Origin of the sequence: Pseudomonas kitaguniensis, assembly GCF_049199985.1 — a bacterium.
Classification (GTDB): domain Bacteria; phylum Pseudomonadota; class Gammaproteobacteria; order Pseudomonadales; family Pseudomonadaceae; genus Aquipseudomonas; species Aquipseudomonas kitaguniensis.
The window spans coordinates 1-26,369 of sequence record NZ_JBLZPT010000031.1; the positions used below are offsets into that span (position 1 = coordinate 1).

27 protein-coding genes and 1 pseudogene are annotated in these 26,369 nt (G+C 51.2%); 20 read left to right on the top strand and 8 right to left on the bottom strand.

The features are described 5' to 3' along the window. The first annotated feature begins 255 nt into the window (after positions 1-255). From ACOZK9_RS24845 to ACOZK9_RS24870, 6 genes and pseudogenes are all read left to right on the top strand, one after another. The gene (locus tag ACOZK9_RS24845; RefSeq protein WP_034139928.1) at positions 256-1,113 is read left to right on the top strand and encodes a TnsA endonuclease N-terminal domain-containing protein; all 858 of its coding nucleotides are present in this window, start codon (positions 256-258) and stop codon (positions 1,111-1,113) included. After that, on the top strand, positions 1,110-3,278 hold the full coding sequence (locus ACOZK9_RS24850) for a Mu transposase C-terminal domain-containing protein (protein ID WP_421556811.1): 2,169 nt from the start codon (positions 1,110-1,112) through the stop codon (positions 3,276-3,278). The genes ACOZK9_RS24845 and ACOZK9_RS24850 overlap by 4 nt, the downstream gene beginning before the upstream one ends. Then, positions 3,275-4,744 carry an ATP-binding protein gene (locus tag ACOZK9_RS24855; RefSeq protein ID WP_034139926.1) on the top strand — a complete coding sequence of 490 codons (1,470 nt, stop codon included), beginning with the start codon at positions 3,275-3,277 and terminating at the stop codon, positions 4,742-4,744. Before ACOZK9_RS24850 ends, ACOZK9_RS24855 begins: the two co-directional genes overlap by 4 nt. Positions 4,745-4,759: 15 nt before the next feature. Next, positions 4,760-5,233: pseudogene (locus ACOZK9_RS24860) on the top strand (TniQ family protein); the annotation flags it as partial. 9 nt (positions 5,234-5,242) lie between these two features. Further along, positions 5,243-6,445 (top strand): TnsD family Tn7-like transposition protein, encoded by a 1,203-nt coding sequence (locus ACOZK9_RS24865; protein WP_229999804.1) that lies wholly within the window; start codon positions 5,243-5,245, stop codon positions 6,443-6,445. Between the two features lie 316 nt (positions 6,446-6,761). Further along, positions 6,762-8,435 carry a TniQ family protein gene (locus tag ACOZK9_RS24870; RefSeq protein WP_080761506.1) on the top strand — a complete coding sequence of 558 codons (1,674 nt, stop codon included), beginning with the start codon at positions 6,762-6,764 and terminating at the stop codon, positions 8,433-8,435. 385 nt (positions 8,436-8,820) lie between these two features. Here the strand turns inward: ACOZK9_RS24870 and ACOZK9_RS24875 are convergent, their stop codons facing one another. Together ACOZK9_RS24875 and ACOZK9_RS24880 are read right to left on the bottom strand one after the other, a co-directional pair. Continuing rightward, complete coding sequence (locus tag ACOZK9_RS24875) at positions 8,821-9,378, bottom strand: arsinothricin resistance N-acetyltransferase ArsN1 family A (protein WP_019334872.1); 558 nt, start codon at positions 9,376-9,378, stop codon at positions 8,821-8,823. A 53-nt stretch (positions 9,379-9,431) separates the two neighbouring features. Beyond that, complete coding sequence (locus ACOZK9_RS24880) at positions 9,432-9,929, bottom strand: MarR family winged helix-turn-helix transcriptional regulator (protein WP_032901576.1); 498 nt, start codon at positions 9,927-9,929, stop codon at positions 9,432-9,434. A gap of 379 nt (positions 9,930-10,308) precedes the next feature. Between ACOZK9_RS24880 and ACOZK9_RS24885 the strand changes: the two genes are divergently transcribed. The 13 genes from ACOZK9_RS24885 (at position 10,309) to ACOZK9_RS24945 (ending at position 20,753) form a co-directional block, all read left to right on the top strand. Next, the gene (locus tag ACOZK9_RS24885; RefSeq protein WP_080761505.1) at positions 10,309-10,731 is read left to right on the top strand and encodes an arsenate reductase ArsC; all 423 of its coding nucleotides are present in this window, start codon (positions 10,309-10,311) and stop codon (positions 10,729-10,731) included. Next, positions 10,728-11,084, top strand: a complete 357-nt coding sequence (locus ACOZK9_RS24890; RefSeq protein WP_032901556.1) for a metalloregulator ArsR/SmtB family transcription factor — start codon at positions 10,728-10,730, stop codon at positions 11,082-11,084. The genes ACOZK9_RS24885 and ACOZK9_RS24890 overlap by 4 nt, the downstream gene beginning before the upstream one ends. 25 nt (positions 11,085-11,109) lie before the next feature. Further along, positions 11,110-12,393, top strand: coding sequence for an arsenic transporter (locus tag ACOZK9_RS24895; RefSeq protein WP_032901557.1), 1,284 nt, complete (start codon positions 11,110-11,112; stop codon positions 12,391-12,393). A 16-nt stretch (positions 12,394-12,409) separates the two neighbouring features. After that, positions 12,410-12,880 carry an arsenate reductase ArsC gene (locus tag ACOZK9_RS24900; RefSeq protein ID WP_032901558.1) on the top strand — a complete coding sequence of 157 codons (471 nt, stop codon included), beginning with the start codon at positions 12,410-12,412 and terminating at the stop codon, positions 12,878-12,880. Between the two features lie 46 nt (positions 12,881-12,926). Next, positions 12,927-13,640: an arsenical resistance protein ArsH gene (arsH, locus tag ACOZK9_RS24905; protein ID WP_421556812.1), complete on the top strand. Its 714-nt coding sequence runs from the start codon at positions 12,927-12,929 to the stop codon at positions 13,638-13,640. 25 nt (positions 13,641-13,665) lie between these two features. Next, positions 13,666-14,088 carry an arsenate reductase (glutaredoxin) gene (arsC, locus tag ACOZK9_RS24910; protein WP_032901560.1) on the top strand — a complete coding sequence of 141 codons (423 nt, stop codon included), beginning with the start codon at positions 13,666-13,668 and terminating at the stop codon, positions 14,086-14,088. Between the two features lie 302 nt (positions 14,089-14,390). Beyond that, a complete protein-coding gene (locus ACOZK9_RS24915; protein ID WP_032901562.1) occupies positions 14,391-15,524 on the top strand; it encodes a nucleoid-associated protein in 1,134 nt (377 codons plus the stop codon). Positions 15,525-15,526: 2 nt separating this feature from the next. After that, positions 15,527-16,789, top strand: coding sequence for a hypothetical protein (locus ACOZK9_RS24920; RefSeq protein ID WP_017341663.1), 1,263 nt, complete (start codon positions 15,527-15,529; stop codon positions 16,787-16,789). Positions 16,790-17,106: 317 nt separating this feature from the next. Then, complete coding sequence (locus tag ACOZK9_RS24925; RefSeq protein WP_033902856.1) at positions 17,107-17,439, top strand: DUF2790 domain-containing protein; 333 nt, start codon at positions 17,107-17,109, stop codon at positions 17,437-17,439. A 216-nt stretch (positions 17,440-17,655) separates the two neighbouring features. Beyond that, positions 17,656-18,981 carry an OprD family porin gene (locus ACOZK9_RS24930; protein ID WP_034139900.1) on the top strand — a complete coding sequence of 442 codons (1,326 nt, stop codon included), beginning with the start codon at positions 17,656-17,658 and terminating at the stop codon, positions 18,979-18,981. Between the two features lie 293 nt (positions 18,982-19,274). Next, positions 19,275-19,550, top strand: a complete 276-nt coding sequence (locus ACOZK9_RS24935; protein WP_421556813.1) for a metal/formaldehyde-sensitive transcriptional repressor — start codon at positions 19,275-19,277, stop codon at positions 19,548-19,550. 11 nt (positions 19,551-19,561) lie between these two features. Further along, positions 19,562-20,527 (top strand): CDF family Co(II)/Ni(II) efflux transporter DmeF, encoded by a 966-nt coding sequence (gene dmeF / locus ACOZK9_RS24940; protein WP_034139898.1) that lies wholly within the window; start codon positions 19,562-19,564, stop codon positions 20,525-20,527. 43 nt (positions 20,528-20,570) lie between these two features. Then, the gene (locus ACOZK9_RS24945) at positions 20,571-20,753 is read left to right on the top strand and encodes a DUF1289 domain-containing protein (protein WP_017341650.1); all 183 of its coding nucleotides are present in this window, start codon (positions 20,571-20,573) and stop codon (positions 20,751-20,753) included. Positions 20,754-21,078: 325 nt separating this feature from the next. On the opposite strand, the gene ACOZK9_RS24950 is transcribed toward ACOZK9_RS24945, so the two are convergent. From ACOZK9_RS24950 to ACOZK9_RS24970, 5 genes are all read right to left on the bottom strand, one after another. Continuing rightward, positions 21,079-21,546 carry a DUF411 domain-containing protein gene (locus ACOZK9_RS24950; protein ID WP_019334904.1) on the bottom strand — a complete coding sequence of 156 codons (468 nt, stop codon included), beginning with the start codon at positions 21,544-21,546 and terminating at the stop codon, positions 21,079-21,081. 162 nt (positions 21,547-21,708) lie between these two features. Next, a complete protein-coding gene (locus ACOZK9_RS24955) occupies positions 21,709-22,773 on the bottom strand; it encodes a copper resistance protein B (protein ID WP_421556814.1) in 1,065 nt (354 codons plus the stop codon). Continuing rightward, a complete protein-coding gene (locus tag ACOZK9_RS24960; RefSeq protein WP_130205476.1) occupies positions 22,745-22,990 on the bottom strand; it encodes a hypothetical protein in 246 nt (81 codons plus the stop codon). Before ACOZK9_RS24960 ends, ACOZK9_RS24955 begins: the two co-directional genes overlap by 29 nt. Positions 22,991-23,002: 12 nt before the next feature. After that, positions 23,003-24,931, bottom strand: coding sequence for a copper resistance system multicopper oxidase (locus ACOZK9_RS24965; RefSeq protein WP_421556815.1), 1,929 nt, complete (start codon positions 24,929-24,931; stop codon positions 23,003-23,005). 178 nt (positions 24,932-25,109) lie between these two features. Next, entirely contained in the window at positions 25,110-25,316 is a 207-nt protein-coding gene (locus ACOZK9_RS24970) for a co-regulatory protein PtrA N-terminal domain-containing protein (RefSeq protein WP_010565102.1), read from the bottom strand. A gap of 385 nt (positions 25,317-25,701) precedes the next feature. On the opposite strand from ACOZK9_RS24970, the gene flgB reads away from it, so the two are divergent. Further along, on the top strand, positions 25,702-26,115 hold the full coding sequence (gene flgB, locus ACOZK9_RS24975) for a flagellar basal body rod protein FlgB (RefSeq protein WP_080761504.1): 414 nt from the start codon (positions 25,702-25,704) through the stop codon (positions 26,113-26,115). Between the two features lie 30 nt (positions 26,116-26,145). Here the strand turns inward: flgB and ACOZK9_RS24980 are convergent, their stop codons facing one another. Beyond that, the gene (locus tag ACOZK9_RS24980; RefSeq protein WP_034139896.1) at positions 26,146-26,346 is read right to left on the bottom strand and encodes a heavy-metal-associated domain-containing protein; all 201 of its coding nucleotides are present in this window, start codon (positions 26,344-26,346) and stop codon (positions 26,146-26,148) included. Positions 26,347-26,369: the final 23 nt, after the last annotated feature.

A 26,369-nucleotide genomic window follows, 5' to 3' on the forward strand; every position in this document is an offset into this window, starting at 1 on the left:
TGGTTTCTAACAATAAAGATTGACACAAAACAATAAAGATTGACACGACACAACATAGATTGACACAAGGCCGAAACCCCCGTATCTACGGGGGTTTCCATTTTTGGGCTGAGCCATCGGTCTAGATTCTCCGCTTCGTTCCGCTCCGGGAGTAGGCTAAAGAGGGCTGTACCATGAACAGGTGGTGGGCGATTTTTTCCTATAACTATTTTTCAGGGCGAGGAGAGGCGGTCCCGGCGGACGAAGGAGGTAGCATTGCGCGGTCGTAGGTTTTCGTCTGAGACAGATATTCAGCGGCATATTTCGAATGGATTCGGTAGCGGAGCTGGTGCCAGTTATCTGCCGTGGCTGCGCGTCCAAGATGTGCCCTCCAGAGGACGCTCCCACAAGATCCAAGGTGTGAAGATCGATCGTCTCCACCACCTCTTTTCTGACCTAGAACGCGCCTATTTTTTGGTATGTGAATTTTCGGAAAATGTTGTGGATATACGCGAGCAGTATCCATTGCTACCGCGAGAAAGTGCTCAAGCAATCGCGAGCTCTATGGGAGTGCGATACCCAAAGTATCCGAAGACAGTGCTTCCTTACGTTATGACCACGGATTTTTTATTAACGATAAAAAAGCCCGACGGCAGCTTTAAGTCTGTAGCCAGAACAATCAAATACCGCGGCGACCTCGAAGGCAAACAAGCCAGGAGAACGTTGGAAAAATTTGAGATCGAAAAGCGATTCTGGGCTGGCCAACACGTTGACTGGGCTATTGTCACTGAAGAAATGTTCAGCCCCGATTTGATCAAGAATTTAGGCTTACTCAGGAAGTTCGCTCAACTGCCGCGCGCCTTGGCAGAGCCATCATTACACACAGATTTTCTGGGGCACTTAGCGAGCTGTCGTCCCTACCCGTGGAGTACTGCTGAATCTCTGCGAAAGATTGCCGCACGTTTATTTATCTCCTATCAAGACTCTCGGGCTTTATATCATCACCTGATATGGGCTAAGTCGATCAAGGTAGATTTGGTTGGTACTCCCATTCAAATGACTGCACCACTACCAACATTTGAAATCATTGAGAAACCAATGAAAATTTCACTGACGGCGGAGGGCCTATCATGAAAGTCCAAGTCAATGATTGTTTCGAACCGCTTACTGAGTTTTCCGTCGTGCCGGGCTTCGTTAGGGTATTGTACCTCAATGAGCGATACGATGCGGTCGTTTTGATCCAATTAACGGATCCGCCCCGCCAACCGATTGGTTTAGGCCTGGAGGAGCTTCGCGGATCCGTCATTGCAGGTGATACGAAGCTAGCCAAGGTCGTTACGCCTGAGTTTCTCTTAGTGTTAGAGGATGACTTGGATGAGAAAAAGAAGCGGGAAAGGGATGAAAAGTGGAACATCATCGCACCCCTGATCGACTCAGATTATCCAGGTCAGATATTCGCTCCTGGTGAGATGGGTCAAATGGTCGGCGCTAGAGCTGTTGAGCTCGGTATACAGCGCAAGAGCATCTATCGACTTCTGTACCGTTACTGGATCAATGGCCAAGTTCGAAATGCGCTCTTGAAAAACTATGCGAGCGTCGGAGTTCCTGAGCGCAAGTATGATCCCGCAAAGCCCCCAGGTAGGAAGCCAAGGTATCAAGGTATTGCCGTTTCACCGACCAAGGTTATCGATGCCGTGGATAAGCGCTGTATCCGTATCGGCTACTCGTTATTTGTCGGGGATAAGACTTCTACGATAACCAACGCCTATGTTGAGATGCTCAGGAGGTTCTATACCGCGAAAGACCTGTCGAAAAATCCAGAATCAGGCGGTCGTTTGCTACCCGAATCGGAAATTCCTTCCTTTAGACAGTTCGATTATTGGGGAAAGCAATATTTCGACGAGGTTGAAACTGAACGTGGCCGTAAGGGAATGCGTAAGTGGCTAAAAGATTGCCGCCCCCTTTCTGGAACCGTCCGTGACTGGCTTCGTGGCCCCTGCCATCAGTTTGAGATCGATGCCACCATTGCGGACATTTATCTCGTGAATGGATACTCCAGGCGAATGCTCATTGGACGGCCGGTTGTGTACGTCGTCATTGATAGCTTTTCCGGCATGATCGTCGGTCTCTACATCGGATTAGAGGGCCCGAGTTGGAACGGAGCCAGGCAAGCGCTTTTCAACGCTTTCACTTCGAAGGTTGAGTTTTGCGCTACCAATGGGGTCACAATCGATTCAGAGGAATGGGACTGTCATCACCTCCCACATCACATCTACGCTGATCGAGGCGAGATGTTGGGGAAAGCAGCTGAAGGTCTTGCCACTGGCCTGAATATCGAGCTGGGAATTGCTCCGCCCTACCGCCCTGACTGGAAGTCGATGGTTGAGAGCCGGTTCGGTATCCTGAACAACCTGACTGGCATCAGGTGGCTTCCTGGTGGCGTAGCGGCTAGGGAGAAGGAGCGTGGGGAGCGAGATTACCGACTTGACGCGACGCTGAGCATGAAAGAGTTCACTAAGATCATCATCCAGTGCGTCCTTCACTATAACCGCTTCAACCGGCAGCCCGACAGGCTCACTCAAGAGATGATGAACGACGGTGTCGATCCGACGCCGGTAGGTATTTGGACTTGGGCATTGGAAAATGGCCATGTCGAACCAAACAATCATCCCGATGAACTGGTCTATCTCCATTTGCTTCCGCGTGAGCAAGCAACGGTCCAAAAGGGTGGTGTGCTATTCCGAGGAATGCATTATGTCTGTGATGTGGCGATCGAGAACAACTGGTTTGCGAAAGCCCGTAGCCGCGGGGTTTGGTCGATAGAGTGTTGGTATGACCCAAATTCCTCAGCACATATTTGGATCCGGGGAGACACCAAACAGTTTATCCGTTGCGATTTGCTTAAGTCTGATAGCAAGTATGCTGGTTATCGGTCCGATGAGATTTTCGACCTGCTCGAAGCTTACCGCCAGACTCCACCGACTCATAAACGCGCTGAGTTGGAGAGTCGGATTTCGCTTCTAGAGGAAGTTAATCAAGTCGTCAGCGGTGCGATCGCTGAGCGAAATGATGAGCCAGCGCCTGCGACCAAAGCTGAGATGATTGGAAATATTCGTGAGAATCGCGCCGTTGAGCGCCTCAAGGAGCGTGAGACCGCCCATGTGCCAGAGGGTGTGAGGATTGAATCGCCTGTGCTCAAGACAGAGATCTCCCAAGATCGCTCAGAAAACTTTGCCGGTCCTCGCAGCGCTCAGGTTATCGATATGCTCAAACGCCTCCGCCCAGGACAAAACTCATGAAAGGCGCCCAAGTTTTCGCAAGCTACACGAAGCAGGCGATAGCGGACTACGCGGGAAATCCACTCATCGAAGCGCTGCCACCGATCTTCTCAGAAGAGGTGGCAATGCAACTAATCTCGAACTTCCCCCGTCCTGTTGATCCAGAAGAGCTGACCCTCGACCGATCGACTCGGGTTCACTGCATCGACCGGTTGAGAACGGTGGTCCAGCCTTTGTTGGTCCACATGGATCTGGAGTCCGTATTTTCATTGCTGGTACGACGTGGGTACGTCGGACGCAACCCGACCTCTCCAGACACTGTCAGACATCTTCACTCACTTTCGGGCGCACAGCGCTACCACGATGGATTCAAGTCCACTGCCGAAACGTTCAGTCTGGTTGGCCTTAGTGGCATTGGAAAGTCCACCGCACTCGAAGCCATTTTGAGTCTCTACCCTCAAACGATTCGCCACGAGCGTTATGAAGGAAAGCAGTTCGTTCATACCCAGATCACCTGGCTCAAGCTTGACTGTCCCCGAGATGGGTCGCTGGCAGGCTTCTGTCAGCAATTTTTCTATGCGGTCGGGCGAGCTTTAGGTGATGAGGATTACTACAAGCGGTATCGGGCTCGGAACATCAATGACTCGTTGCAACAAATGGAACAGGTTGCGAGTACATTTTTCATCGGAGCTTTGCTGATCGACGAACTTCAGAACCTGCACCTTGCAAAAACTGGGGGCAAGGACAACATGCTGAATTTCTTCCTCCATCTAGTGAACAACATCGGCATTCCTGTGGTGTTCATCGGGACCAATTCGATGATCAGCCTATTTTCTGACGTCATGCGCAACGCAAGGCGTTGCTGCGGCGTCGGGGTACTCGAATTTAAACGTTTTGAGAAGGACGATGACGAGTGGCGCATGCTTGTTGAAAACCTCTGGAGCTATCAGTGGTACCAGCAGCCGGTCGAACTGACAGAGGATGTGTTTGATGCGCTGTATGAGCATACACAAGGGGTCACCGACTTTTTGGTGAAGCTTTTGGTGCTCAGTCAAAGGTATGCGATCCAGAGTGGTTCGGAATGCGTTACCGCCGAGACAATTGCGTTGGTGAGCAACACCAAGATGCAGATATTGAAGCCAGCTTTGTCCGCTCTGCGAAGCCGAGATCCGAAACGGATGCGGCAGTTCGATGATTTGCTTCCGATTGAAGACCAACTAAGCGACATGATGGCGCTCGATGGTGTGGCTCGGCCGGAGCGACTGGCGTTGCTGCGCAGTGTCATCAGTCGCAGCGACAATAGTGCTACCAAACCTAATGTGGCGGCCGTTAACCAAGTCAAATCGCAGTCACCTGCGGCGGTGGCGGTTGAGACCTCAGAGGCACAGGCGCTAAGTGAAAGTGAAGACTCCATTGAGGCGCTGAAGAGCGCCGGTTGGATAAACAGTGATCTATTCGAGTTCTCTCCTTTGTATCGGAGGGGGTGAATAAAGGGTGACGAAATGGCGCTTAAATTCCATTTCTTTCCGGCTGTTTTTCCCGATGAGACGCTTCACAGCGTCCTTTCAAGATACGCCCGGCTCTGTGGCGTACGTAGCTGTGGAGCCGTTTTCGATGGAGCGCAGTCCGCGAACTTCTTCTCGCAGAACGTGGCTTTTCCATGTCGACTAGCCGAGCTTGCCGAGGCGCTGCCTTATGACACAGGCTTATCGCTAGCCGCAGTTATAAAGCGTCATACGCAGCTGCCCTACTACGAACCATTTTTGACCCAGCAACAGGTGGACGACGCTCATATCTTGATGGCGGGAAACGGAAAGGGGTTGATGCTCAGGTTGGGGTTGATCGCGAGTCGACTCGAGTTCGCTTCGAGAGTCCGATTTTGCTTCGACTGTATCGAACAGGATAGAGCCCGTATGGGAGCAGCGTACTGGCACCGTGTGCATCAGCTGCCAGGCGTTTTGATCTGTCCCCACCATGGAACCCCGTTGAAGTACCTTGATTACCGCTGGTTGAGTCGAAATTCTCGAAGAATGCACTTGCCGGACGATGAGGACGTTCAGTCTCACTCCATTCCGTTAGACATCCCTCAAAATCTACAAAGTGCTCTGCACGAAATAGCGCAGCGTTCGATGCAGGTGCTTGAGGTCGATGTTCCTCCTTTATGTCCTGATGCGATTCGCTCGGTGTTTTTGGATGGTGCTACCGCCTTGGAAATGGCTTCCGACACTGGTCGGCTGCACTTAGGTAGATTGGCGCGGCACATGTCTGCGTTCTTTGAGGTTCTCCCCTCCTCAGGGGAGTACTCGATACTGAGCAAATCGTCTGCGGATATACCGGCGGCCTGGGTTGTGAAGCTTTTGCGTAAGCCGAGGGGCACCCATCATCCGCTGAAGTTCATCCTGCTGGCCTGCGCGCTGAAGGTCGACATGGAAAGGATACTTCGGCAGAACGCGCCTATTACCGAGTCGTTGAATCGAACAGCCAATACCGAAACACCTGGTGAACAAGCTGCCAACGGATCTCCAACCAGTCGCTCAAGCACCAATGAGTATATGAGTGAGGCATCTGAAACGATCTGGAGGCTGGCGCTCTCGGGGGCTGACGCGAAGACCATGGCGTCAGTAACAAGGAACTCGGTTACATGCGTCTACCGAATGATACGCGCGATTTCCGATGGACCTGACCGATGGAAAGAGGCGAGGCTTTCGAAACAGCTGGGTGATAGGAGGAATCGATTTGAGGGGGATTACAGAGCTCACCTAGCTCATGAGTGTCGAGATTATGTGTGGCTTCATCGAAACGATCGGCAATGGCTGTCCGAGCGTACACAACAGCCAGGTAAAGCCCACAGACTGCGCGGACAGCAAGCAGAAAGATTCAAAGACCTGGACCTCAACCTTGCCAACGAAGTGGTTCAATGCGCTGAAATGTTACGAGCGCTTCCAGGTAAACCTGTCCGTATCTCTCGGACAAAAATAGGCAGAGAGCTTCATGTGTTATCTAGGTTTGAAAAGCAGCTCAACAAGCTGCCGCACTGTGCGGTTGCACTGGCAGCCGAATGCGAAACCCTTGATGCATTCCATCGGCGGCGCCTGAGCTGGGCCGAGTGGAAGCTAAAACTTGACGGCAAACCAATTACTCAATCAGCGCTGTATCGAACAGCGTGTCTCAGAAAATTCCAAATATGAGTGAATGCACCCTGATCCGCGTATGAATATTGCTCTGTAACGCCGTCGACACAAGCCTCCATATTTGAGCTGTACGTAGATTCGATGTGTGAATTTTGACGAGGCGTGCAGTTAACGTATTTATATGTGTGGTGTATCGCATTTTGACTATGGCGTGAAAACGGCTGTTTTCTTATAAAATAGTTGCTGGCTGTTCGCTACTGTATGGCGTTCATCTTCAAAAATCCTTACCCGGGTACACGGCGGTATGTGATAAAAGAACACCATCCACAGGACTCGCGTCCTACCAGAACCCACGCTAGAAAGTCGGCTACTCATGTCCAGTATTCTGTTTTTTCCAATGTCAATGCCAGACGAGACACTATTATCTCGTATTACGAGATACCATTTTTTGTCCGGAAACAAAACCGAGGCAGAAACTTTTCGTGATCTTTTTGGCGTTGCACCATTCCAACTATCTATCATACCAAAGCAATTAGAAAACCTTGCTTCTCGATTGCCGGGAGTTAAAGAAAGCAACTTGGCTGAGTTGCTTGAGATTAACACTACGTTCCCAGCCTACAAACCTTTTATAGGACTATCAAAAGAACCCTCTAGGGAATTAGACAAGGTTTTATCTGATGTCGCTCGAGTGCCTAGGAGAGAAGGTACGAGGAATAGCAGAGCTAAAATTTGCTTGGCCTGTGTGCAGGCCGACCTCATAGAGTGTGGCTACGCATATTGGCACCGAGCTCATCATGTACCGGGCGTTACAGCGTGCTGGCGACACGGTGAAGAACTTCTTCAATCTTGCCCTAATTGCTCTCACCCTTTCTATCGTAAAAACCGATTGTTACCGGGGTTGACCGATGATTGTGCTTGCGGGTGGAACGCTGTTAAACCTGCGAACCGCTCACCCGCCTCAAATGAAGAGCGCGAGTTTGCAGTTTTTGTAAATGATATTCTGCAACGCAATCTGCCATCGATAGATTATACGGTTTTGGCTGCTTGTTATCGGCGTCAAGCAAAGAAGCAAGGGTTTGTTCATGGGAACCTAATTGGCACAGCTAAATTATTTAGCAGTATTCGTGATAAGTTCAGCGATGAAATTATTTCGAAAATTGATTTGGCATACGCAGCTGGAATTCGAAGTCAATGGATTAGGCTATCGACAACAAGAGGTCAAATTGATATGCCGTTGGCAAGGCATCTTTTAATATCTCTCCATCTTTTTGGATGTGCAGAAAAGTTTGAGAAATGCTTGGCAGAAGAGTCTCTACTTGCTAGCTCGGCAAACCCGACGGTCCGTCTTAAAGAGAAAACTTTGCCAGAACATAAGAAAAAGGCTTATCGAGAAAAAATCTCAATGCTACTTGAAGTGAAGCCAGGCATTGGTATGGACTATCTTTGGGTAAGTGCTTATCAAGTAACCCGTTGGCTCAACGAAAACGATAAGGACTGGTTGTTGAGTAAAATTACAGGGAACTTAATGCAGAAGAGTAGTGTTGAGCCGGTGGTAAACGATGAGGACGAAAAATACGCAACTATTCTTATAGAGGGCGTTGAGAACTTGTACCGCATCACCCAAAAACAGGTGCGAGTAAATATCAGTAACATGCTTGCAATTTTGCCGCGAAAAGTAAGTAGGGAGCGTGCGACTCGTAAGTCTTTCCCATTGCTGTCAGCTCAACTTGAACTTCATCTTGAGTCTCTTTGGCATTTTAGGTTACGGAGATTTATATGGACGATGTCGGAGATCGCGAGGCTTAAGTTACCCCCAAACAACTCCAGCTTGAGATTATTGACAACAGTGCCTCATGTGGCCTGCCAGGCTCTCATAAATCACTTCGAGTGGGATTTAGACAGCATGGTTAAGGACGGCATTAAGGTTGACGTTATGCTTAGAAATACCGGTGTCTCGCGGCAATGGGAAGGGCCACCAGGTTATGATATTCCCATGGGTGGCAATGCATACATGGAGATGATCGCGTCCAATTCAAAGCTCCAGTAGATATTTTTATGGCGTGGCGCAGTTGCTCTGGATCCGGTGATTTCTGAGGCTTATTGCTGCGCGTTGGATGTCACTATTAATACCGACGCCTATTGCGTATTGATCGGGCATTGGACGTGCAACGATATCAGCGACTTCCGCAGACACGGGCTTATACCGCATACGTCGATTTCGCGTATTCAATGTCCGCAGACATCGGTATCTATCTCAACGTCGATTCAAGCATGAGCAGGGGAATTACGTCGCTAGCGCAATCCACTCCAGTGGGCTGCGTAATTACATAGACTTGACCACATATTTGCATTCGACTTGACCAGTTAGGCCGTGATTGATTGTTTCGCTGTACGTAGCCTGACTGACAAGGTTTTAAGTGTGATAGAGAACCCTAACAGCCGCTTAATCCATTTGATTCAGTCTTGGTTGCAGCCATTGGTGTTAGCCACGGCATTTGATTCGTAGGAATGAGTCGCTCGACAATTGCGCAGTCGATCCAACGACCGTCAAGGCATGCATGTTTCTCGTAAACCCCGACTTGGCGGAATCCGCAAGCTTCGCACAGGGCGAGACTGGCGCGGTTAGAGGTGAACACGCGAGAAAGGACTTTCCAAAATCCGCGAGCTTCTGCCTCTTTAAGCAGCGCCTGAAGGAGATTCTTACCCAGCCCCTGGCCTCGCACCTCACGGCTCATGTAAATCGAAAAGTCAGCGATGCCGTCATAGCACGCGCGATTGCGGTAGTCACTAAGGCTCGCCCATCCGATGACCTTATCGTGCTCATCAAGCATCACCAGAACGGGATAACGATCATGAGCCTCAAGTCGCTCTAGCATGTCATCAGGGTTACGCGGAGTGGTCTCGAACGTGGAACTTCGTTCCGCAATCCCTTGGTTATAAATAGTGGCTATCGAGGTTGCATCAACTGGCTCAGCAGGACGGATACGCATGATCGGGTTCCATTATGTTGGTAGTAACAACATTTGAATCAAAAAATGGAGATTCAATAGGCTTGCGTTGGATCTGAGCCACGCTCATTTGTGAGGCCGCAGCGTTTTTCGGTAGCTCGTGTAATCTGCCTGAGCAAGGTTAATGCTCCTTGCCTGGCTTCGGCTGAAAGGTTCTCGATCATTGTTATCTCTTCGGCAATGAGATCGCCCCTGATTTTTTCGTAGAGTTCCCTGCCCGCGTCCGTGGCCTGGATCTTCACGGCACGGCGGTCTTCGTTATCCTCAGCGCGTGACACATACCCCTTGCGTTCGAGCGCATCGATTACGCGGCTTGCCGTGCTTTTGTCTAAAAACATCTCTTCAGCCAAGACCTGAAGCCGCATGGCTCCTTTCTTGACCAGCGTTTCGACCGCGTAGCACTGGGTGACTGAAACGTCGTAGCAGCAAATCCGATCTCTATCTCGAAACTGGTAGACACGGACGAGCTGATTCAACGCCTCGTACAGATCCTCGGCATCCTGGGACAACTGGTCTTTTTTCCGCTTCGGCATAATCGTCACAAATTCGTTGTTAGCTGCAACAATAATCTTGGGGATGCTGACCGTCAACAAGCCTGCGCTGGTTGACGACAGGAAATCTGTCGCACTAGCATGTTGTGCCCAACAGCCAAAAAAGAATTCAGCAAGTGAGCTTTGTGGCCCAATCCTGGTACCTCTTAGTGTTGGAAAATTCGGCCCAATGCTGCTGTTGAACTTGCTGTACTGGTTACAGCTGATTTGCGTTGTGATCAGCTCGTCTTCCGACGAAAAGTCGTCCGACGATCTGACGAGCGCTGCCCTTACCCGCTGGTGACCGGCGACGCAAAAATATACGCTTTACCGAATATGCGATAAATCATATATTCGATTCAACGTATGTGTCGAGGTTGCCATGTCTGCCCCAATCAAAGTGCTTTTCATCTGCGTTGCCAACTCTGCCCGCTCCCATTTAGCAGAAGCATTGCTTCGGCACACAGATCCGCGTTTTGCCGCTTACAGTGCGGGCTTGGAGCCAACCAGCGTCGACCCGCGTACTGTAGCTGCTCTGGCCAATGTCGACGTAGATGCATCCGGACTGCATAGCAAATCCATTGATGAGCTTCGCGACGAAAAATTCGATTACGTCATCACGCTGTGTGACAAGTCCGCACGGGAATGTGCATGGATGCCCGTCGCTGGCGAAGTCATCACTTGGGATTTCGCAGATCCGGTCACCAGCGATCATCCCGACGCGTTTCGCCACACACTTCATGACATCCATGAGCGCATTAAGCTCTTCGTCTTGGTCAAGACAAAACACTTGGAGGATCTATGACAGAGCCCATGAATCCCACGGCACTATTCAAGTGCTTGGCAGATGACACTCGAACCAAAATCACACTGCTCATCGTGAGCGAAGGAGAGCTGTGCGTATGCGAGCTTACCGCTGCGCTCGACCAGAGCCAGCCCAAGATTTCTCGCCACTTGGCGCTGCTTCGTTCAGCGGGACTGCTGATGGATCGTCGTCAAGGCCAGTGGGTTTACTACCGCCTGAATCCCGGCCTTCCTAGTTGGGTGAGTGCAATTCTGAAGGACGTCGTGGATGCGAATCAGGATTGGCTAGATACCGAAGCCAAACGGCTAAGCGACATGAATGCTCGTCCTATCAACCAGCTCGTATGTGGCTGATCTGCTTCCAAATCGAGTGATTGAAATGTTGATTGCCGTACTGATCTTTATTGCCACCATCGTCCTGGTGATCTGGCAGCCCAAAGGGCTGGGTGTTGGCTGGAGTGCAACCTTTGGCGCTGTACTCGCGCTCTTGACTGGAGTGGTCACTCTTGGGGATATCCCCGAGGTGTGGCACATCGTTTGGAATGCCACCGCAACGTTCATCGCGGTGATTATCATCAGTCTTCTGCTCGATGAAGCCGGCTTTTTCGAATGGGCAGCATTGCATGTCGCACGCTGGGGCGGAGGCAGCACTCGTAAGCTATTTGCTTTCATCATCCTACTGGGTGCTGCGGTATCAGCATTATTTGCTAATGATGGTGCGGCATTGATTCTCACGCCCATCGTGATCGCAATGCTATTTGCATTGCGCTTTTCGCCCGCTGCCACCCTCGCATTCGTCATGGCGGCCGGTTTTATCGCTGATACCGCGAGTTTGCCTCTGGTAGTTTCGAATCTGGTCAACATTGTCTCTGCGGATTACTTCAAGATTGGGTTCAGCGAATACGCATCCGTCATGGTGCCGGTGAATCTGGTCAGCGTTGCGGCTACGCTGGTGATGCTGATGTGGTTCTTCCGCAAGGAATTGCCCAAGACTTACGAACTTGCTCAGTTGCATCATCCTAAAGAGGCGATACGTGATCGCCCGACGTTCATAGCAGGCTGGTGGGTTCTAGCTCTGCTGCTGGTCGGTTTCTTTGTCGTCGAGCCTCTGGGCGTGCCGATCAGTGCCATTGCGGCTGCCTGCGCATTCATTCTTTACGTCATCGCGGCCCGTGGACACGCCATCGACACCGGCAAGGTGCTCAAGGGCGCGCCATGGCAGGTGGTGATCTTTTCCCTGGGCATGTATCTGGTCGTCTACGGCCTCAAGAACGCCGGTTTGACCAACCATATCGCCCAGATCCTGAATGTATTTGCCGACTACGGTGTCTGGGGCGCGTCCTTGGGTACGGGGCTGCTCACAGCCTTTCTGTCTTCAATCATGAACAACATGCCCACCGTCCTGATCGGTGCCTTGTCCATTCATGCTGCCGAAGTCGATGGCGTCATCCATCAAGCAATGGTGTACGCCAACATCATTGGCTGCGACCTGGGGCCGAAAATCACCCCCATCGGTAGCCTGGCCACGCTCTTGTGGCTTCACGTGCTGGCCAAAAAGGACATCACGATCAGTTGGGGTTACTACTTCAAGACCGGGATCGTGCTGACCTTGCCCATCCTTATCGCCACCCTCTGTGCCTTGGCATTGCGCCTCAGCTTCTGAATCAAGGAATCTACTGATGAAAGTCTTGTTCATGTGTACCCACAACAGCTGCCGCAGCATCCTCTCCGAGGCACTGTTCAACGACCTAGCGCCAGAGGGTGTGGAAGCGATCAGCTCAGGAAGCTTTCCCAGCGGCCGCGTGAACCAACGGGCATTGCAAACGCTGGAGGCTGCGGGCATTTCCACGGCGGGCTTGAGCAGCAAAGCTTCGGATGCTTTCGAACGCTCTCCACCAGACATCGTGATAACCGTATGTGACCGGGCCGCGGGTGAGGCATGCCCCATCTTTTTCGGGCCAGCCTTGAAGGCCCATTGGGGTTTAGCCGATCCGTCGGAAGCCATCGGGTCGGAGATCGAGATCACAACAGCGTTTGAAGCCACTCTCGCCAAAATTCGCGAACGGGTGAGCGCGTTTCTTGCGCTGCCGCTGAAAACCATGAGCCCTGACCAACTCAAAGCAGAACTGAACCGTATCGGTTCGCTTTGAAGCGCAATGGAAGTTGTGCCTGCTTGGCGCATCCCTAGGAGTTTGTATGCAAGATACGCTGCCGAATGTCCAAGCCGAACTGCTTGACATTCCCACCCTGGAGCAACTGACGCCTCGCACGTCTTCACTCCATAAACCTCGAATCCTTCTTTTGTATGGATCGACACGAGAGCGATCCTTCAGCCGGTTGGTGACCCAGGAGGCCGCCCGTCTTCTGGAACGGTTTGGCGCTGAAACAAAGATATTCGACCCATCAGGCCTTCCGCTGTCGGATGATGCACCCGAGACGCACCCCAAAGTCGCGGAGCTTCGCAAGCTGATGCAATGGTCGGAAGGCCAGGTGTGGTGCTCTCCTGAGCGACACGGCTCCATGAGTGCGGTTTTCAAGGCTCAAATTGATTGGGTTCCACTGGCGATAGGTGCTGTACGACCTACACAAGGAAAGACCCTTGCGGTGATGCAAGTCTGCGGCGGCTCGCAGTCCTTCAACGTAGTTAATCAGTTGCGGGTACTGGGGCGTTGGATGCGGATGTTCACCATCCCAAATCAATCCTCAGTAGCTAAGGCATTCACCGAATTCGATGAGGCGGGCCGGATGAAGCCGTCCTCGTACTACGACCGCCTGGTCGACGTGATGGAAGAACTAATGAAGTTCACGCTGCTGTTGCGTGATCGCCAGGATTACCTGGTTGGTCGTTACTCCGAGCGTAAAGAGTCCGCTGAGGAGCTATCCACACGCGTCAACCAGCGATCCATTTGAGCCTCTCGACAGCGAGACATCCGATATGAGTCAGATCACGATTTATCACAACCCGGAATGTGGCACTTCCCGTAATACCTTGGCATTGATCCGCAACAGCGGTGAAGAGCCAACGGTAATTGAGTATCTGAAAACCCCACCTGATCGTACAACGCTAATCAGACTGATCAAGGATATGGGTATAGAGGTGCGGGCACTGCTCCGTATCAAAGGCACGCCGTACGAAGTGCTTGGGTTAGGTGATCTGTCACTTGCAGATGACCAGCTCATTGACGCCATGATGACTCATCCCATCCTGATCAATCGTCCCATCGTCGTTACACCCTTAGGGGCGCGCCTTTGTCGCCCGTCAGAGGCTGTCCTCGACCTGCTTTCACAAGAGCAGCGCGGCAGTTTCGTCAAAGAGGACGGACAGGTCGTAATTGATGATCTGGGCCGTAAAGTCTGAACCCACGCAAGCGATGCGCAGCAAACGTAGGGGGGATGGTGGTGAGTCAAAATCCGAAATTTGATGTCGTGGTTATTGGCGGCGGCCAATCCGCGCTTCAACCCTCCGCTCCTCGTGCTGATGAATGGCATAGATTATGATGCTGTATACATATACAGTTGTTGGGTTCGTGCAGCCTTACTGATCGGTAGGTATTGGAGCCCTTCGGTGATATCTGATATCGAGATAAGCCCTGAAGTTTGCTGGGTAAGGTGCTATTTTCAGTGATTCCATATTGATACTATCGGAACGGAATTCGACCTATGATTACGCTGAAAACTGCCATTATTCACAGCTTCAAGAAGCTGGCCAAGACCAGCTTTATCTCCGAGGTGGTCAAGAAGGATGTGGCGCTCGATACTGAAAATCCCGCGTTGCATTTTCTGGTCAATGGTATCCACGGCCTCATCGGCAAAGAAGGCAACAGCGTGGTCTACGGCCAGTTTGCCGATGATGACCGTCAGGGACCGTTTCCAGAGCGCTTCACCGCGTTCGTAGAAGTACAAGATGATGAAGCGCGATTTATCGACTTGACCCACTTGGCAATGGACCAGTTGGTGGAGCAAGCAGGTAATCAAGTCTTATCGACCGGTGGACACATCCTTTGCGCTCAGTACACCGCAGGTGCAACCGACTTTTTCCTGGTCGCCAGCATGAAGGAACGCGGCGGTATACAGCTGGACGAGAACTATGTGCCCAAGGAAATTCAAGAGGTCGATCTCAACAAGGTTCAGCAGGCCGCCAGGATCAATTTAGCGAGCTTCGTGGCCATAAAGGCTATGGCTGCCGCGGCCGCTGCTGCGCCTGAGCAGGATGAGGATGACGCGGAGGATGAAGTGGATTCAACCTACCTGTGCTTCATCAGCCGGGGCCGTGATAGTCAGGCATCCGACTATTTCATCTCTGCACTGGGATGCGCGAAAGGAGTAGCTTCCGGACGCGCTACCAAAAATGCCATTGATAACGTTGCACGGTTTTTTCGCGACAACAAAACGTTAAAAGGCTTTGGTTATAAGGCCAAAGAGGCGGTTATCAAGTATCTGGAGGAACAGTTGGCAGCAGGCAAGTCTGCGCGCTTGGACGCTATCTGCCACGTCGCTGTCGCACACGTACCCGCTGACTTAGTGGATGAAATTGTTGGACTGAAAGACTATTTGAATAGTGAGAAACATAAGGTGCCAGACGACTTTACGGTCAATGCGAAATCGCTGAAAGAGAAGACCCGTATCAAGGGGGACGCGGCTAACTGGTCGTTGCAATTCGAGCGTGGAGCGTTAGGTAAGGATCCGGCCGCAGACGTTTATTATGATGAGGGACGGAAAAATTTGACACTGTCCAATCTGACTGCCGAACTGGTTGGTGTGATCGAGAAAGAACTGCTGGCCAGGGTCGGCTAAGAATGTTTTCTAATGTGGTAGCTCTCTACCGCGCCATTGGAGCGCCCCCCATTGAGGACGGAGTCATCCGCTATGAGGGGATGCCAACGCCCGACATTATCGGTACGTTGCGAATGTGCGATGGCCTGCCCGCAGCCTATGGCAAGTTCGAGCATTGCTCTGAAGAAGCAGACTCTCTCGATATTGAGTTTCGCTTGCCATCGAACGAGTCTGGCCGTTTCTACGCGAACCTAGGCGAGTTTGTCGCTCGCAATGGCTCATTGGGCAAGGGCCAATTTCCGAGCAACGTGTACATTGTTGAGCTCTGTTGGGCAGATAGTGATGACACCGAACCTCCGACGATTAAGGCGCTCAGGCGCGTATGTCGGTTGATCGAGCTGCTTGCACTGCTAGCGATCGGTGTCGACAAAGACAGCAGCCAAGATGGTTTTAATCTTTTCTTTGCCTTGCCTCCTGATGGGGCTAAGCCGCCGAGAACATTTCTGTTGCCTACTCAGGTTGACGCCAAGGTACTTGACTATGAGCTCAATCACCTGAGCTTGTTGGAAGAAATACTCAATCGAAAAAACGAAAATAAGGCACACCTCTCCGAACGAAAATTAATGATTCGGATGGCGGTGGCTAGCGTCATAGAGAAGTTTGAGAGCGAGCCCAATCTGTTCTTGGTGATCGTGCGGGAGTGGCGGGAGGTCCTCGCCACATACCGCGCGAATCTGCAAACCTACGTCTATAGCTTCTCGTTTGAGCGGGCCCGGCGCGAGGTGGCCCAAGCTGAAATCGACTATGGCACCAAGCTTAGCGGGGTGCTGGGCGACATCGCCGGCAAGATGCTCGCCCTGCCGATATCGCTAGCGGGTTTGGTCGTGCTGGAGAAAACAACCTCAAGATTCGAAGGTTTTATCCTTGTCCTTGGGTTGGCAGTGGTTTCTGTGGTTCTGCTTGCAATCCTTCACAACCAAATGCTGCAAACGGAGCGCCTCCTACACAGCTTCAATGTCATTTTCGATGATTTCAAGGACAAGATAAAAACATATCCCCCTAAACTTCAGGGGCTGCTCAGGATCACCATCGATCAAGTCGACAAGCAAGGCCGAACCCTCACCAGGACCTTTCGGTTGCTGAAGGGGTTGTCCCTGCTTCCAATCGTCGGTGCTTTGCTGCTAGCCGCGATAAAATACTGGGACGATTTCTTATGGCTGTTAAAGGCTATCCTAGCGATGGTGTTTTCGGTACTCAACGTAGCCCCTAATATTCTCAGCCCATGAGGCTTTTTTAACACGTTCTTCGTCTCATCTTACTGCGCTCAAACGACTCATCCATCTGGAGCAGTCCAAGCAGCTGTCAATGATATAGAGGAGATGTATCTTTAATAAAAATCTTGGGTGCTTCATGAGGAGCTCGAGTTGGTCCCTAATGCCTTATCTGACGTATTCAGCCTACTCCGCCAATAAGTTAAATTTCTAATAGTCGAGCTCACGTGTACTGTGGAACACCTTACGCATATGTAATATTCGCGGCAGCTTTCTGAAAGGCATCACTGGTTATCCTCTAGTCAGAAGTAAGTGAACACTAGGAGAAAATCATGAAATCACTAAAAGTTTTTTTTGCCGTTACCATCTTGACCATGTCTTCTTTGGCCATGGCTGAAGGAGGTGGTGACCGCGTTTATGGTCGAATGATGCAAGAGAACCAGAAGGCGATGGAGCAGTACGCCTTAGAAAACGGAAAGACGACACCTGAAGTTGTTCATTATGAATATGGAATGAACCTCGATGTCCAAAAGGTAATCAGTACCACTCAAGCCAATAAAACCTGTGGCGTAGCCCCTTCGCGCATGACCTATGAAGATTCGGCGGGCAAGCTCAACACCCTGGAATACAAGGTTATGGGTACTAACTGCCCTCACGGAAGCTAGTTAGCGTTGGCCCTAACTGCGCAAGGTTGTTCGGTATTTTTTGAGCCTGCTTACTGTTCGCTGACATAGAAGTAATTTTCAGGTCACGCTGGAGTTATCTATTGTATGAAATTATGTCTGCCGGCACGTAGGATAAATCCTCACGTGCTGGTGGCTTTTTATAATTATAAAAAATTTCATAAAGAAACTCTGCCAAGCTAAAGCCTGGAGTGTTAAATGAACAATAAAAGCATTTATGGTCTTTCTCTCATTGCCCTTAGCATGAGCATGGGGCAAGTTGCAGTGGCTGTTGAGCAAAGACCTGAAGGATTCATTGAGGGGAGCACCTTTAGTATTCTCAATCGGAATCTCTATCTCAATCGTGATTATCGAAAGGGCCAGTCAAGCCCCACGGGCAATGGTTACTCAGCCGAATGGGCTCATGGCATCATTGGCCGATTCGAATCAGGCTTTACTCAAGGTACAGTAGGCTTCGGCATTGATGCGTTTGCAATGGAAGGCCTCAAGCTCGATTCAGGTGATGGTCGCTCGGGAGCTCGTAGCTCAGTCGATGTCTTGCCGCACAATAGCAAAGGCCAACCTGAAGACTCCTACTCAAAAGTAGGCGGAGCCGCAAAAGTGCGTTTCCTGGATACAGTCGTCAAGGTAGGGGACGTATTTCCATCGACGCCTGTCGTGGCCTATGGGGATTCCCGACTCCTCCCTGAGAGTTTTCGTGGTGCAACGTTTACCAATACCAGCATCAAAGACCTTACCCTTCAGGGTGGTCGGCTGCATGCGATGAGCCAACCCAATTCCAGTGGCATGCGTGACGGCTTTTCGACTTTCTACGCTGGTGCGGTAGATGCTCCGTGGATCGCTTATCTAGGGGGCGATTACACAGTCAATGAGCACGTAGGTGTGAGTCTTTACACCAGCCAATTCAAGGATGTGTGGAACCAGTATTACGCAGGCACCACATTGAGCTATCCGCTCTCAGATAGCGTATCGCTAATCGGTGGTTTTAATTACTACCGAGCGGTGGATGAGGGTAAAAAACTTCTGGGAAGCTTCGATAACAACATCTGGAGCGGCAAGACCGGGGTCAAATTCGGAGCGCACGTCGTGACCGTTGGGTACCAGCGCAATAATGGTAACGACGACTTTGACTACCTTCGCCAATCCGACTCAATTTTCTTGGATAACTCTATTCAGTACAGCGATTTCAACTCACCGAAAGAGCAATCCTTGCAGCTGCGCTACGATCTAGATATGCAGGCCTTCGGCATCCCCGGTCTCAGCTTCATGACCCGCTACGCTAAGGGTTGGGATGCGGACTATTCCAACGCGAACAGCGTGTACATGCGTCGTGGAGCGGATGGCGCCCCATTGCAGAATCAAAAGCGTTGGGAACGAGACATCGAGGCTAAGTACGTCATCCAGTCAGGTTCTCTGAAGGACATGTCTTTACGTGTTCGCCAGGCAACGACACGAGCCACGGATTTCGAATCTGATTTGGACGAGGTCCGACTGATTGTCGAGTATCCACTGCAAATGCTTTAACGGACGCTGGCCGTAGGCATCAAGCGTCCGATTGCCAGATACACCCCGTCTCTTTTTTCTCCTTTGGTTTTGGAGACGGCTTAGGCGCCCTAGTGGCGCCTTTTTTTATGGATATTGACATAACTATCGGTATATCCCCGGCCGTCATTCCAGTGCTGATGCTGCCCCTCATGAGCTCTCGCACAATCTATTGCGTACACAGGTTCTGCACGAGCAGGTGTATTTCCGTCCTGGGTTGTATGGCTAGGTGGAACGTGTGATTATACTTCAACTATAGGTAGGGGGGGTATGGTATGGGGCATACGAGATCGAGCAAAGACAATCTTCTTAAGCGCGTAAAGCGGATCGCTGGGCAAATCCAGGCGATTGAGCGAGCACTCGACTCTGATGATGACTGCTCGAAAACCTTGCTTTTGGTCGCTTCGACTCGTGGCGCGATCAATGGGCTCATGGATGAAATCATCGAAGACCACGCTCGTGAACACGTCGCGAATCCAACACTCAGCAACGAAGAAAGAGCGAAAGGCGTCGATGAGCTTCTCGAAGCCATTCGCCGCTATTCCAAATAGGATTTGCCCAGATGAGTAATTCGTACACCGACTATTCCCACGACCATATGTTCCTTGGGAAATCACATGAAGAAAACGCCAAGCGTACCTTGTGGGTGGTGGCCCTGACCGTCGTAATGATGGTTGCTGAAATCACCGCAGGTTATCTCACTGGCTCAATGGCGTTGCTTGCCGATGGTTTTCACATGGCAACGCATGCAGGTGCACTGGGCATAGCCGCAGCTGCTTACGGTTACGCGAAAAGACATGCCTCAAGTGCTCGCTACAGTTTTGGAACTGGCAAGGTGGGAGACTTGGGTGGCTTCGCTTCTGCTCTGATTTTGGGACTGGTTTCCTTGGGAATTGCTGGAGAGTCGCTGTTTCGTCTCTTTCAACCGACTCAAATGCAATTCGGGACAGCGACTCTAATCGCAATTGTCGGACTAGCAGTGAATGTGGTGAGCGCGCTTTTGCTGTCTGGCGGTCATGATCATCACCATGGGCATGACCACGGCCACGATGAGTCTCACCATGCGCATGGTCACGACAATAATTTGCGCTCTGCATACGTTCACGTCATTGCAGATGCACTGACTTCGGTTCTGGCCATCGCAGCCCTTCTTGCTGGTCGATACCTTGGTTGGGTATGGCTCGACCCTGCAATGGGGATTGTGGGTGCCGTTGTGATTGCACGCTGGGCTTGGTCGTTGATGCGGGTGACTTCGGGTGTATTGCTCGACCAGACAGATGATCATGTCGCTGAAGAGATTCGTGAACTGGTTGAGCGACCGGGAGATGCTTCGATCATTGATCTTCATGTCTGGCAGGTGGGGCCGCAAGCCCGCGCCGCGATTGTGAGTGTTCTGGGCAGCCCAGCAGTGAATGCAGAAAACATACGAGAACGGCTGGCGACGGTTCATGAGATCACTCATCTGACAGTTGAGTACCGCACGAAGTTGGGCGCTGACTCACCCGATCAGGTCGCCGTTCTGGCTTAGCAATGAACCCGTAGCACGCATAAGTTCGACGAGGAATTGAACAATGGCCAAGGACATCGAAAATCCCTGTATTTCTGTTTGCCAGCTGAACAGCGAACTATGCGTCAGCTGCGGTCGTACCAAGGAAGACATCAGAAAATGGAAACGAATGAAACGTCCAGAAAAAATGGCCGCTGTACAACGCGCCACCCTGCGTCTGAAAAGCCTGCAAAAAAAGAACTCTTAAACCACAGTCATTTACCTTTTCTACTTTTTCAGCCGAGACAGATGCCCTAATTCGAAAGGGCAAGCTGAGAGGCAACGCCGTTCCCAAACTTAGCACTATCCCGATCAGCAATCTGCTGCCCAATGCGTGGCAGTATACGGAGCATGGCATCATCTCAAATTGTTATTGAGGACAGCAGTACGGGGTTATCAAATTCGGTGCAAGAGCGCCTTTACAATTGTTGCTGATGTCCTTAGCGAATGGTTTGAGAATGAAATCGACAGAGCATGTCCCGCTGCATGGCCATGAACGGTGACCATGCTGTGACGGGATGGACGGGGTGGGATTAGTTTTCGGGGTATTCAGCAATCACCTGATCTGTGCCAGCTTTGGTCAGGCCGATTATCTGGTAGGCCTCATGCACTCCGTCGACTTCCATTCCTGGAGAACCTGCTGGCATGCCAGGAGCAGCGATCCCGAGAAGGTCGTCACGCTTACTCATCGCAATTATTTGCTCAACTGGCACATGACCTTCAACAAACTTCCCGTTGATCATCGCAGTGTGACAAGACGAGAGTCGTGGAGCGACACCTAGATCTTGTTTGACAGCACTCATGTTGGTTTCTACATGATCAATGACGGTGAAGCCATTGGCCTCAAGATGCTGAATCCATTTTTTGCAACATCCGCAGTTTGCATCTCGATGCACATCGATGGTCAGGGTCTGCGCCGCTTGAGCCGTTGAGCCAATGAACAGCGCGGTGAATGTTGTGATACGCAGAAATCGACTTGAAAGTCGGAAGCTACCTGTCATGAATATTTCCTTTTCCCTTGGAGACGGCGAGATGTTCTACGAAGCAATAGAACCCCACTCAAGCGTTCATGCCGCTGCAAAGGTTACATTGAAGGATCTACTTTAGAGTCGGGGAGCCAACTCCCCGATCATTTGAATTCGTAGGGCTAGTGCTCAAATCGCTCAGAACCACATCCGAATACCAGCTACAAACCGGGCGTCGTTTGTCTTTTCCCCTTCATCGCTGGCCAGGTCAGCCGTCTTACCATATGAGCGATTCCAGCTAACACCAATGTAGGGTGCGAATTGACGAGTAATTTCGTAGCGCAACCGCAGGCCTAGTTCAGTGTTGGCCAATCCAGATCCTATGCCGCGCTGAGGATCATTTTTCCCGTACAAGTTTACTTCGGCGGTCGGCTGCAAGATCAGGCGATTGGTCAACAGGATGTCGTAATCGCCTTCAAATCGAGCAGCGGTTTGACCGTTCTCACCAATATAAGCAGTCGCTTCAGCTTCAAAGTTATAGAGGGCCATGCCCTGAATACCGAGCGCTCCCCAGGTTTGAGGTGACCCGGGTTTGAAATCTTGTCGAATACCGGTGACGACATCCCACCATGGACCGATGGCGTGTCCCCACAGAGCCTGAAGTTCAGCGTTTTCGGTTACGCCATTTGTACGTTCGCCTTCCGAACGCAACCAGAGGCGGTCGACGTCACCGCCGATCCACCCTTTTGCATCCCAAGCCAGCGCACTGCCGTTGTCAGCGTCTTGGTACTCAAATTTATCCAGGAGGATGAACGAGTTAATTTTCTTATCGTGCACACCATGGCCTGGTACGTCTGGAAAAGCGGCGGCCCGGTCAGCGTCGGTAAGTACGGGGATCGGGGTTCGGCTTGTGGTAGTCGCCCCTCCATCCATGCTTTCCATACCGTCCATTTGCCCGTTATCCATGCTCATCTTGCTGTGATCCATCGCCCCCATCTTGCTATGGTCCATGGCTCCCATTGAGCCGTGGTCCATCTTGGAGTGATCCATCGCGGCATCTTTCGCTTTGGCTGGTTTGGATTTTTGTGCAATTGATGGCTTTGCGTCCGCACTTGATGGCATCGCCATCGACGGATCCATCTCTTCAGCGGCTTGAGCCATAAAAAAGAATGCTGGACCGGTGGAGACTGCAAGTGCCATCAGCGTTGGGCGTAAAAACTTACTGGTCATGATCTCAATCTGCCTTTTTGGTTTTTTGGTCATGATCCATCGACTCATGGCTCATCTTGCTATGGTCCATTGACCCGTGATCTAGCTTCGAATCGTTTGCCGCTGCTGGCTTGTCCGTTGCTGTAGCAGGAACAGTGGTTGAATGATCGCTGCCATTTTCCTCTGCCAGCACCGTGGACGAGAGTCCACTCAGCAGGACAGCGGCAAAGAGGCAATCCACGAGGGAATTACGATTTAGGTATGTGCTCACAGATCGTCTCCTTTACTCATCAACCCGTACTTCACGGAACATGCCCATTTCCATATGGAAAAGCAGGTGGCAGTGATATGCCCAGCGGCCTAAGGCATCAGCGGTGACTCGATAGCTGCGTTTGGTACCTGGTGGCATATCAATCGTGTGCTTGCGCACCATGAACTTGCCGTTCTCATCCTCGAGGTCACTCCACATGCCGTGAAGGTGGATGGGGTGGGTCATCATGGTGTCGTTCACCAAAGTGATGCGCAGACGCTCGCCATACTTCAGGCGCAGTGGTTCGGCGTCAGAGAATTTGATGCCGTTGAACGACCACGAAAACTTCTCCATGTGACCGGTCAGGTGAAGCTCGATGGTGCGATTTGGCTCGCGGCCGTCAGGATCTTGGAAAGTGCTTTTCAAGTCGGAGTAAGTGAGCACTCGACGACCATTGTTCCGCAAGCCTATGCCAGGATCGTTCAGCTTTGGCGTTGGACTCATGGCTTGCATGTCAACCAAGGGATTGTTGGTTTCAGAGGCTGGGTGAGTCTGCATTCCTCCACCCATACCTCCCATGCCAGCCATCCCTGACATATCACCACTGCCCATTCCTGCCATCTTGCTGTGGTCCATGCCAGCCATGTTGGACATGTCGCCTTTGTCCATGCCAGCCATCTTGCTGTGATCCATACTAGCCATGTTAGTCATGTCACCGCTGTCCATGCCGGTCATCCCGGTCATGTCACCTTGGTTCATCCCTGCCATCTTGCTGTGGTCCATGCCGGCCATGTCGCCGCCGCCCATTCCACCCGAGCTGCCATGGTCCATACCAGCCATACCGCCCATCCCCATGTCATCCATAGTTACTATAGGACGTGGGTCAATTGCAGGTATCGGTGCCTTTAGGCCGTCACGCACTGCAAGTGTTCCGCTAGCGTAACCTGTGCGATCCATAGACTGAGCGAAGATGGTGTACGCCTCATCAGTAGCAGTCTCCACAATAACGTCATATGTTTCAGCTACCGCAATACGAAACTCGTCGACGCTCACCGGCTTGACATGTTGACCGTCTGCGGCAACCACGGTCATCTTCAACCCAGGAATGCGGACGTCGAAATAGCTCATGGCCGAGCCGTTGATAAAGCGCAGACGGAGTTTCTCGCCCGGTTTGAAAATACCAGTCCAGTTACCGTTGGGTGCCTGGCCATTCATGAGATAGGTATAGGTATCCGCGCTGACATCGCCGAGGTCAGTAGGACTCATGTTCATCTCAGCCCACATCTTTCGATCTGCTACCGTCGAAGACCAACCTTTGCTGCTGACATCGTCTATGAAGTCTCCGACGGTGCGCTTGTGATGGTTGTAGTAGCCCGACTGTTTCTTAAGCTTGGCCATGACGCGACTAGGATCTTCATCGGTCCAGTCAGTCAACATCACCACGTAGTCGCGGTTGTATTGAAAAGGTTCAGGCTCTTTCGAGTCGATAACGATTGGCCCGTAAACCCCTGCCTGCTCCTGTAAGCCCGAGTGGCTGTGGTACCAGTACGTACCATTCTGATGAACCTTGAACTTGTACTCGTACATGCCGTCGGGTGCGATGCCATGGAAACTCAAGCCAGGTACACCGTCCATATTGGCCGGCAGAATGATCCCGTGCCAATGGATTGAGGTGTCTTGGTCCAAGCGGTTTTTTACACGCAGGGTGACTGTCTCTCCTTCGCGCCAACGCAGCAAAGGCCCTGGCAATGATCCATTGATGGTCATGGCTGTTCGCGCCGAGCCGGTAATGTTTACAGGGGTTTCACCAATAAACAGATCAAATTCATTGCCAGTGAGTACGCTCGGCAGACCTGGACTTGTCACCGCCCATACAGGAGTGCGCCAAAGGCCAAAGCCGCCGAGAATGCCACCAGCGGCCAAGCCTTTTACGAATGTCCGTCTAGAGGTTTTGGAATGCATGCCGTTTATTTCCAATCAGTCAAAAGGGAAGCCGTGCGAAACAACCGATCATGAGTTGCCCGGATCAGCTTTGCCCACCGTCACAAAAGACAAACTCTTACGGCAAGCGAGCTCAGAAATTGCCACATTTAAACCACCGCAGTGATTACATTTCTGTCAGCTTGGAGGACCCAGCTATTTAGCAATTTTTGTGATCCATCGCCTTGGCTTTGCTTTCAGCGACGGGAGGTTGGGCATTTTGCGTTTGAGCTACTCGGTACGATTCCATCGAATTATTCCTGGCCACTTCCATGCGTGCGAAAGTCCGGTCACCACCGCCTTCAGCCATAGCCAAAGAAGAGACGGTCAGAGCCGCGATGACGAACAAGGTTTTGATAGGGTTCATTTGGGGGTCCTCGGATGATTATTGGTAACCCCTGAATCCACATCAATCGTTGACTCTTGGGGGGTGAGCTTGAGGCTCAATAGGACTATAAGACTCATCCCCTGTCAGGAAGCTTAGGCCAATATTACAGTTGTGTCAGGTTGCGATATTTCTCTTGAGATACAGGGTGATTAGTCCGTAAGGTCTAAGCTATCCAACGACACATAACCGCCATCCACCATCTAAAATTTACCTGTGCGGTGTTGTAAGTTTCCGGTCACTGCACGATGGCGTGGCGTTTTTGAGGTTTCGCTGAAATCATACATCGGCTCGGACGCACTACGTTAAGCACTTGAGTGTTCGATAGGTGGGAATTAAATGGCAGCGTAACTAAAGGTGGCCACCGGTGAGTATTAATTTTGAAAAAGCGCTTGGCTCCGCAGAAAGAGCATTACTTTTTCGCAGCCAACGAGCTGAGGTACTTAGCAATAATATCGCTAATGCCGACACTCCTAACTTTAAGGCCAGAGACTTGGACTTTTCTGCTGTACTGGCTAGCCAAACAGAGGGAGGTTTGGCTACTCCGTTCTCTTTAAAAACAACAAACCCGAGACATATTGCCGTAAACGAATTAGCAAGTGATATTCACAGCGGTGCTTTGCTTTACAGTACGCCGAACCAACCTTCCATTGATCAAAATACTGTGGATCAACAGGTCGAGGTCGCAAAGTATACGGAAAATGAAATTCATTTCGAAACCGCCTTTACTAGATTAAATGGAGCATTTAAGGGGCTACTTAAAGCTCTGCGAGGTGAATAATAAACTTTACCCAGCTAGGGAATCAGCGCCTCAGGCGCTGATTTGGGAAGGGAACCCGAGTGCTTCGACAGTTTTACGGACCTGCTCTGGGTTTTCGCTACTTTCGACGCTCACTTTACCGGCAGCGCGATCTACGGAAACCGTAGCCTCGCTGTCCAGTGACTGGATCGCTTTGATGATTTTGCTGACGCAGCTACCGCAACCAATGCCTGATACGTTTAAGACGAACATGGTTATTCCTCTTGTGCTGGGCG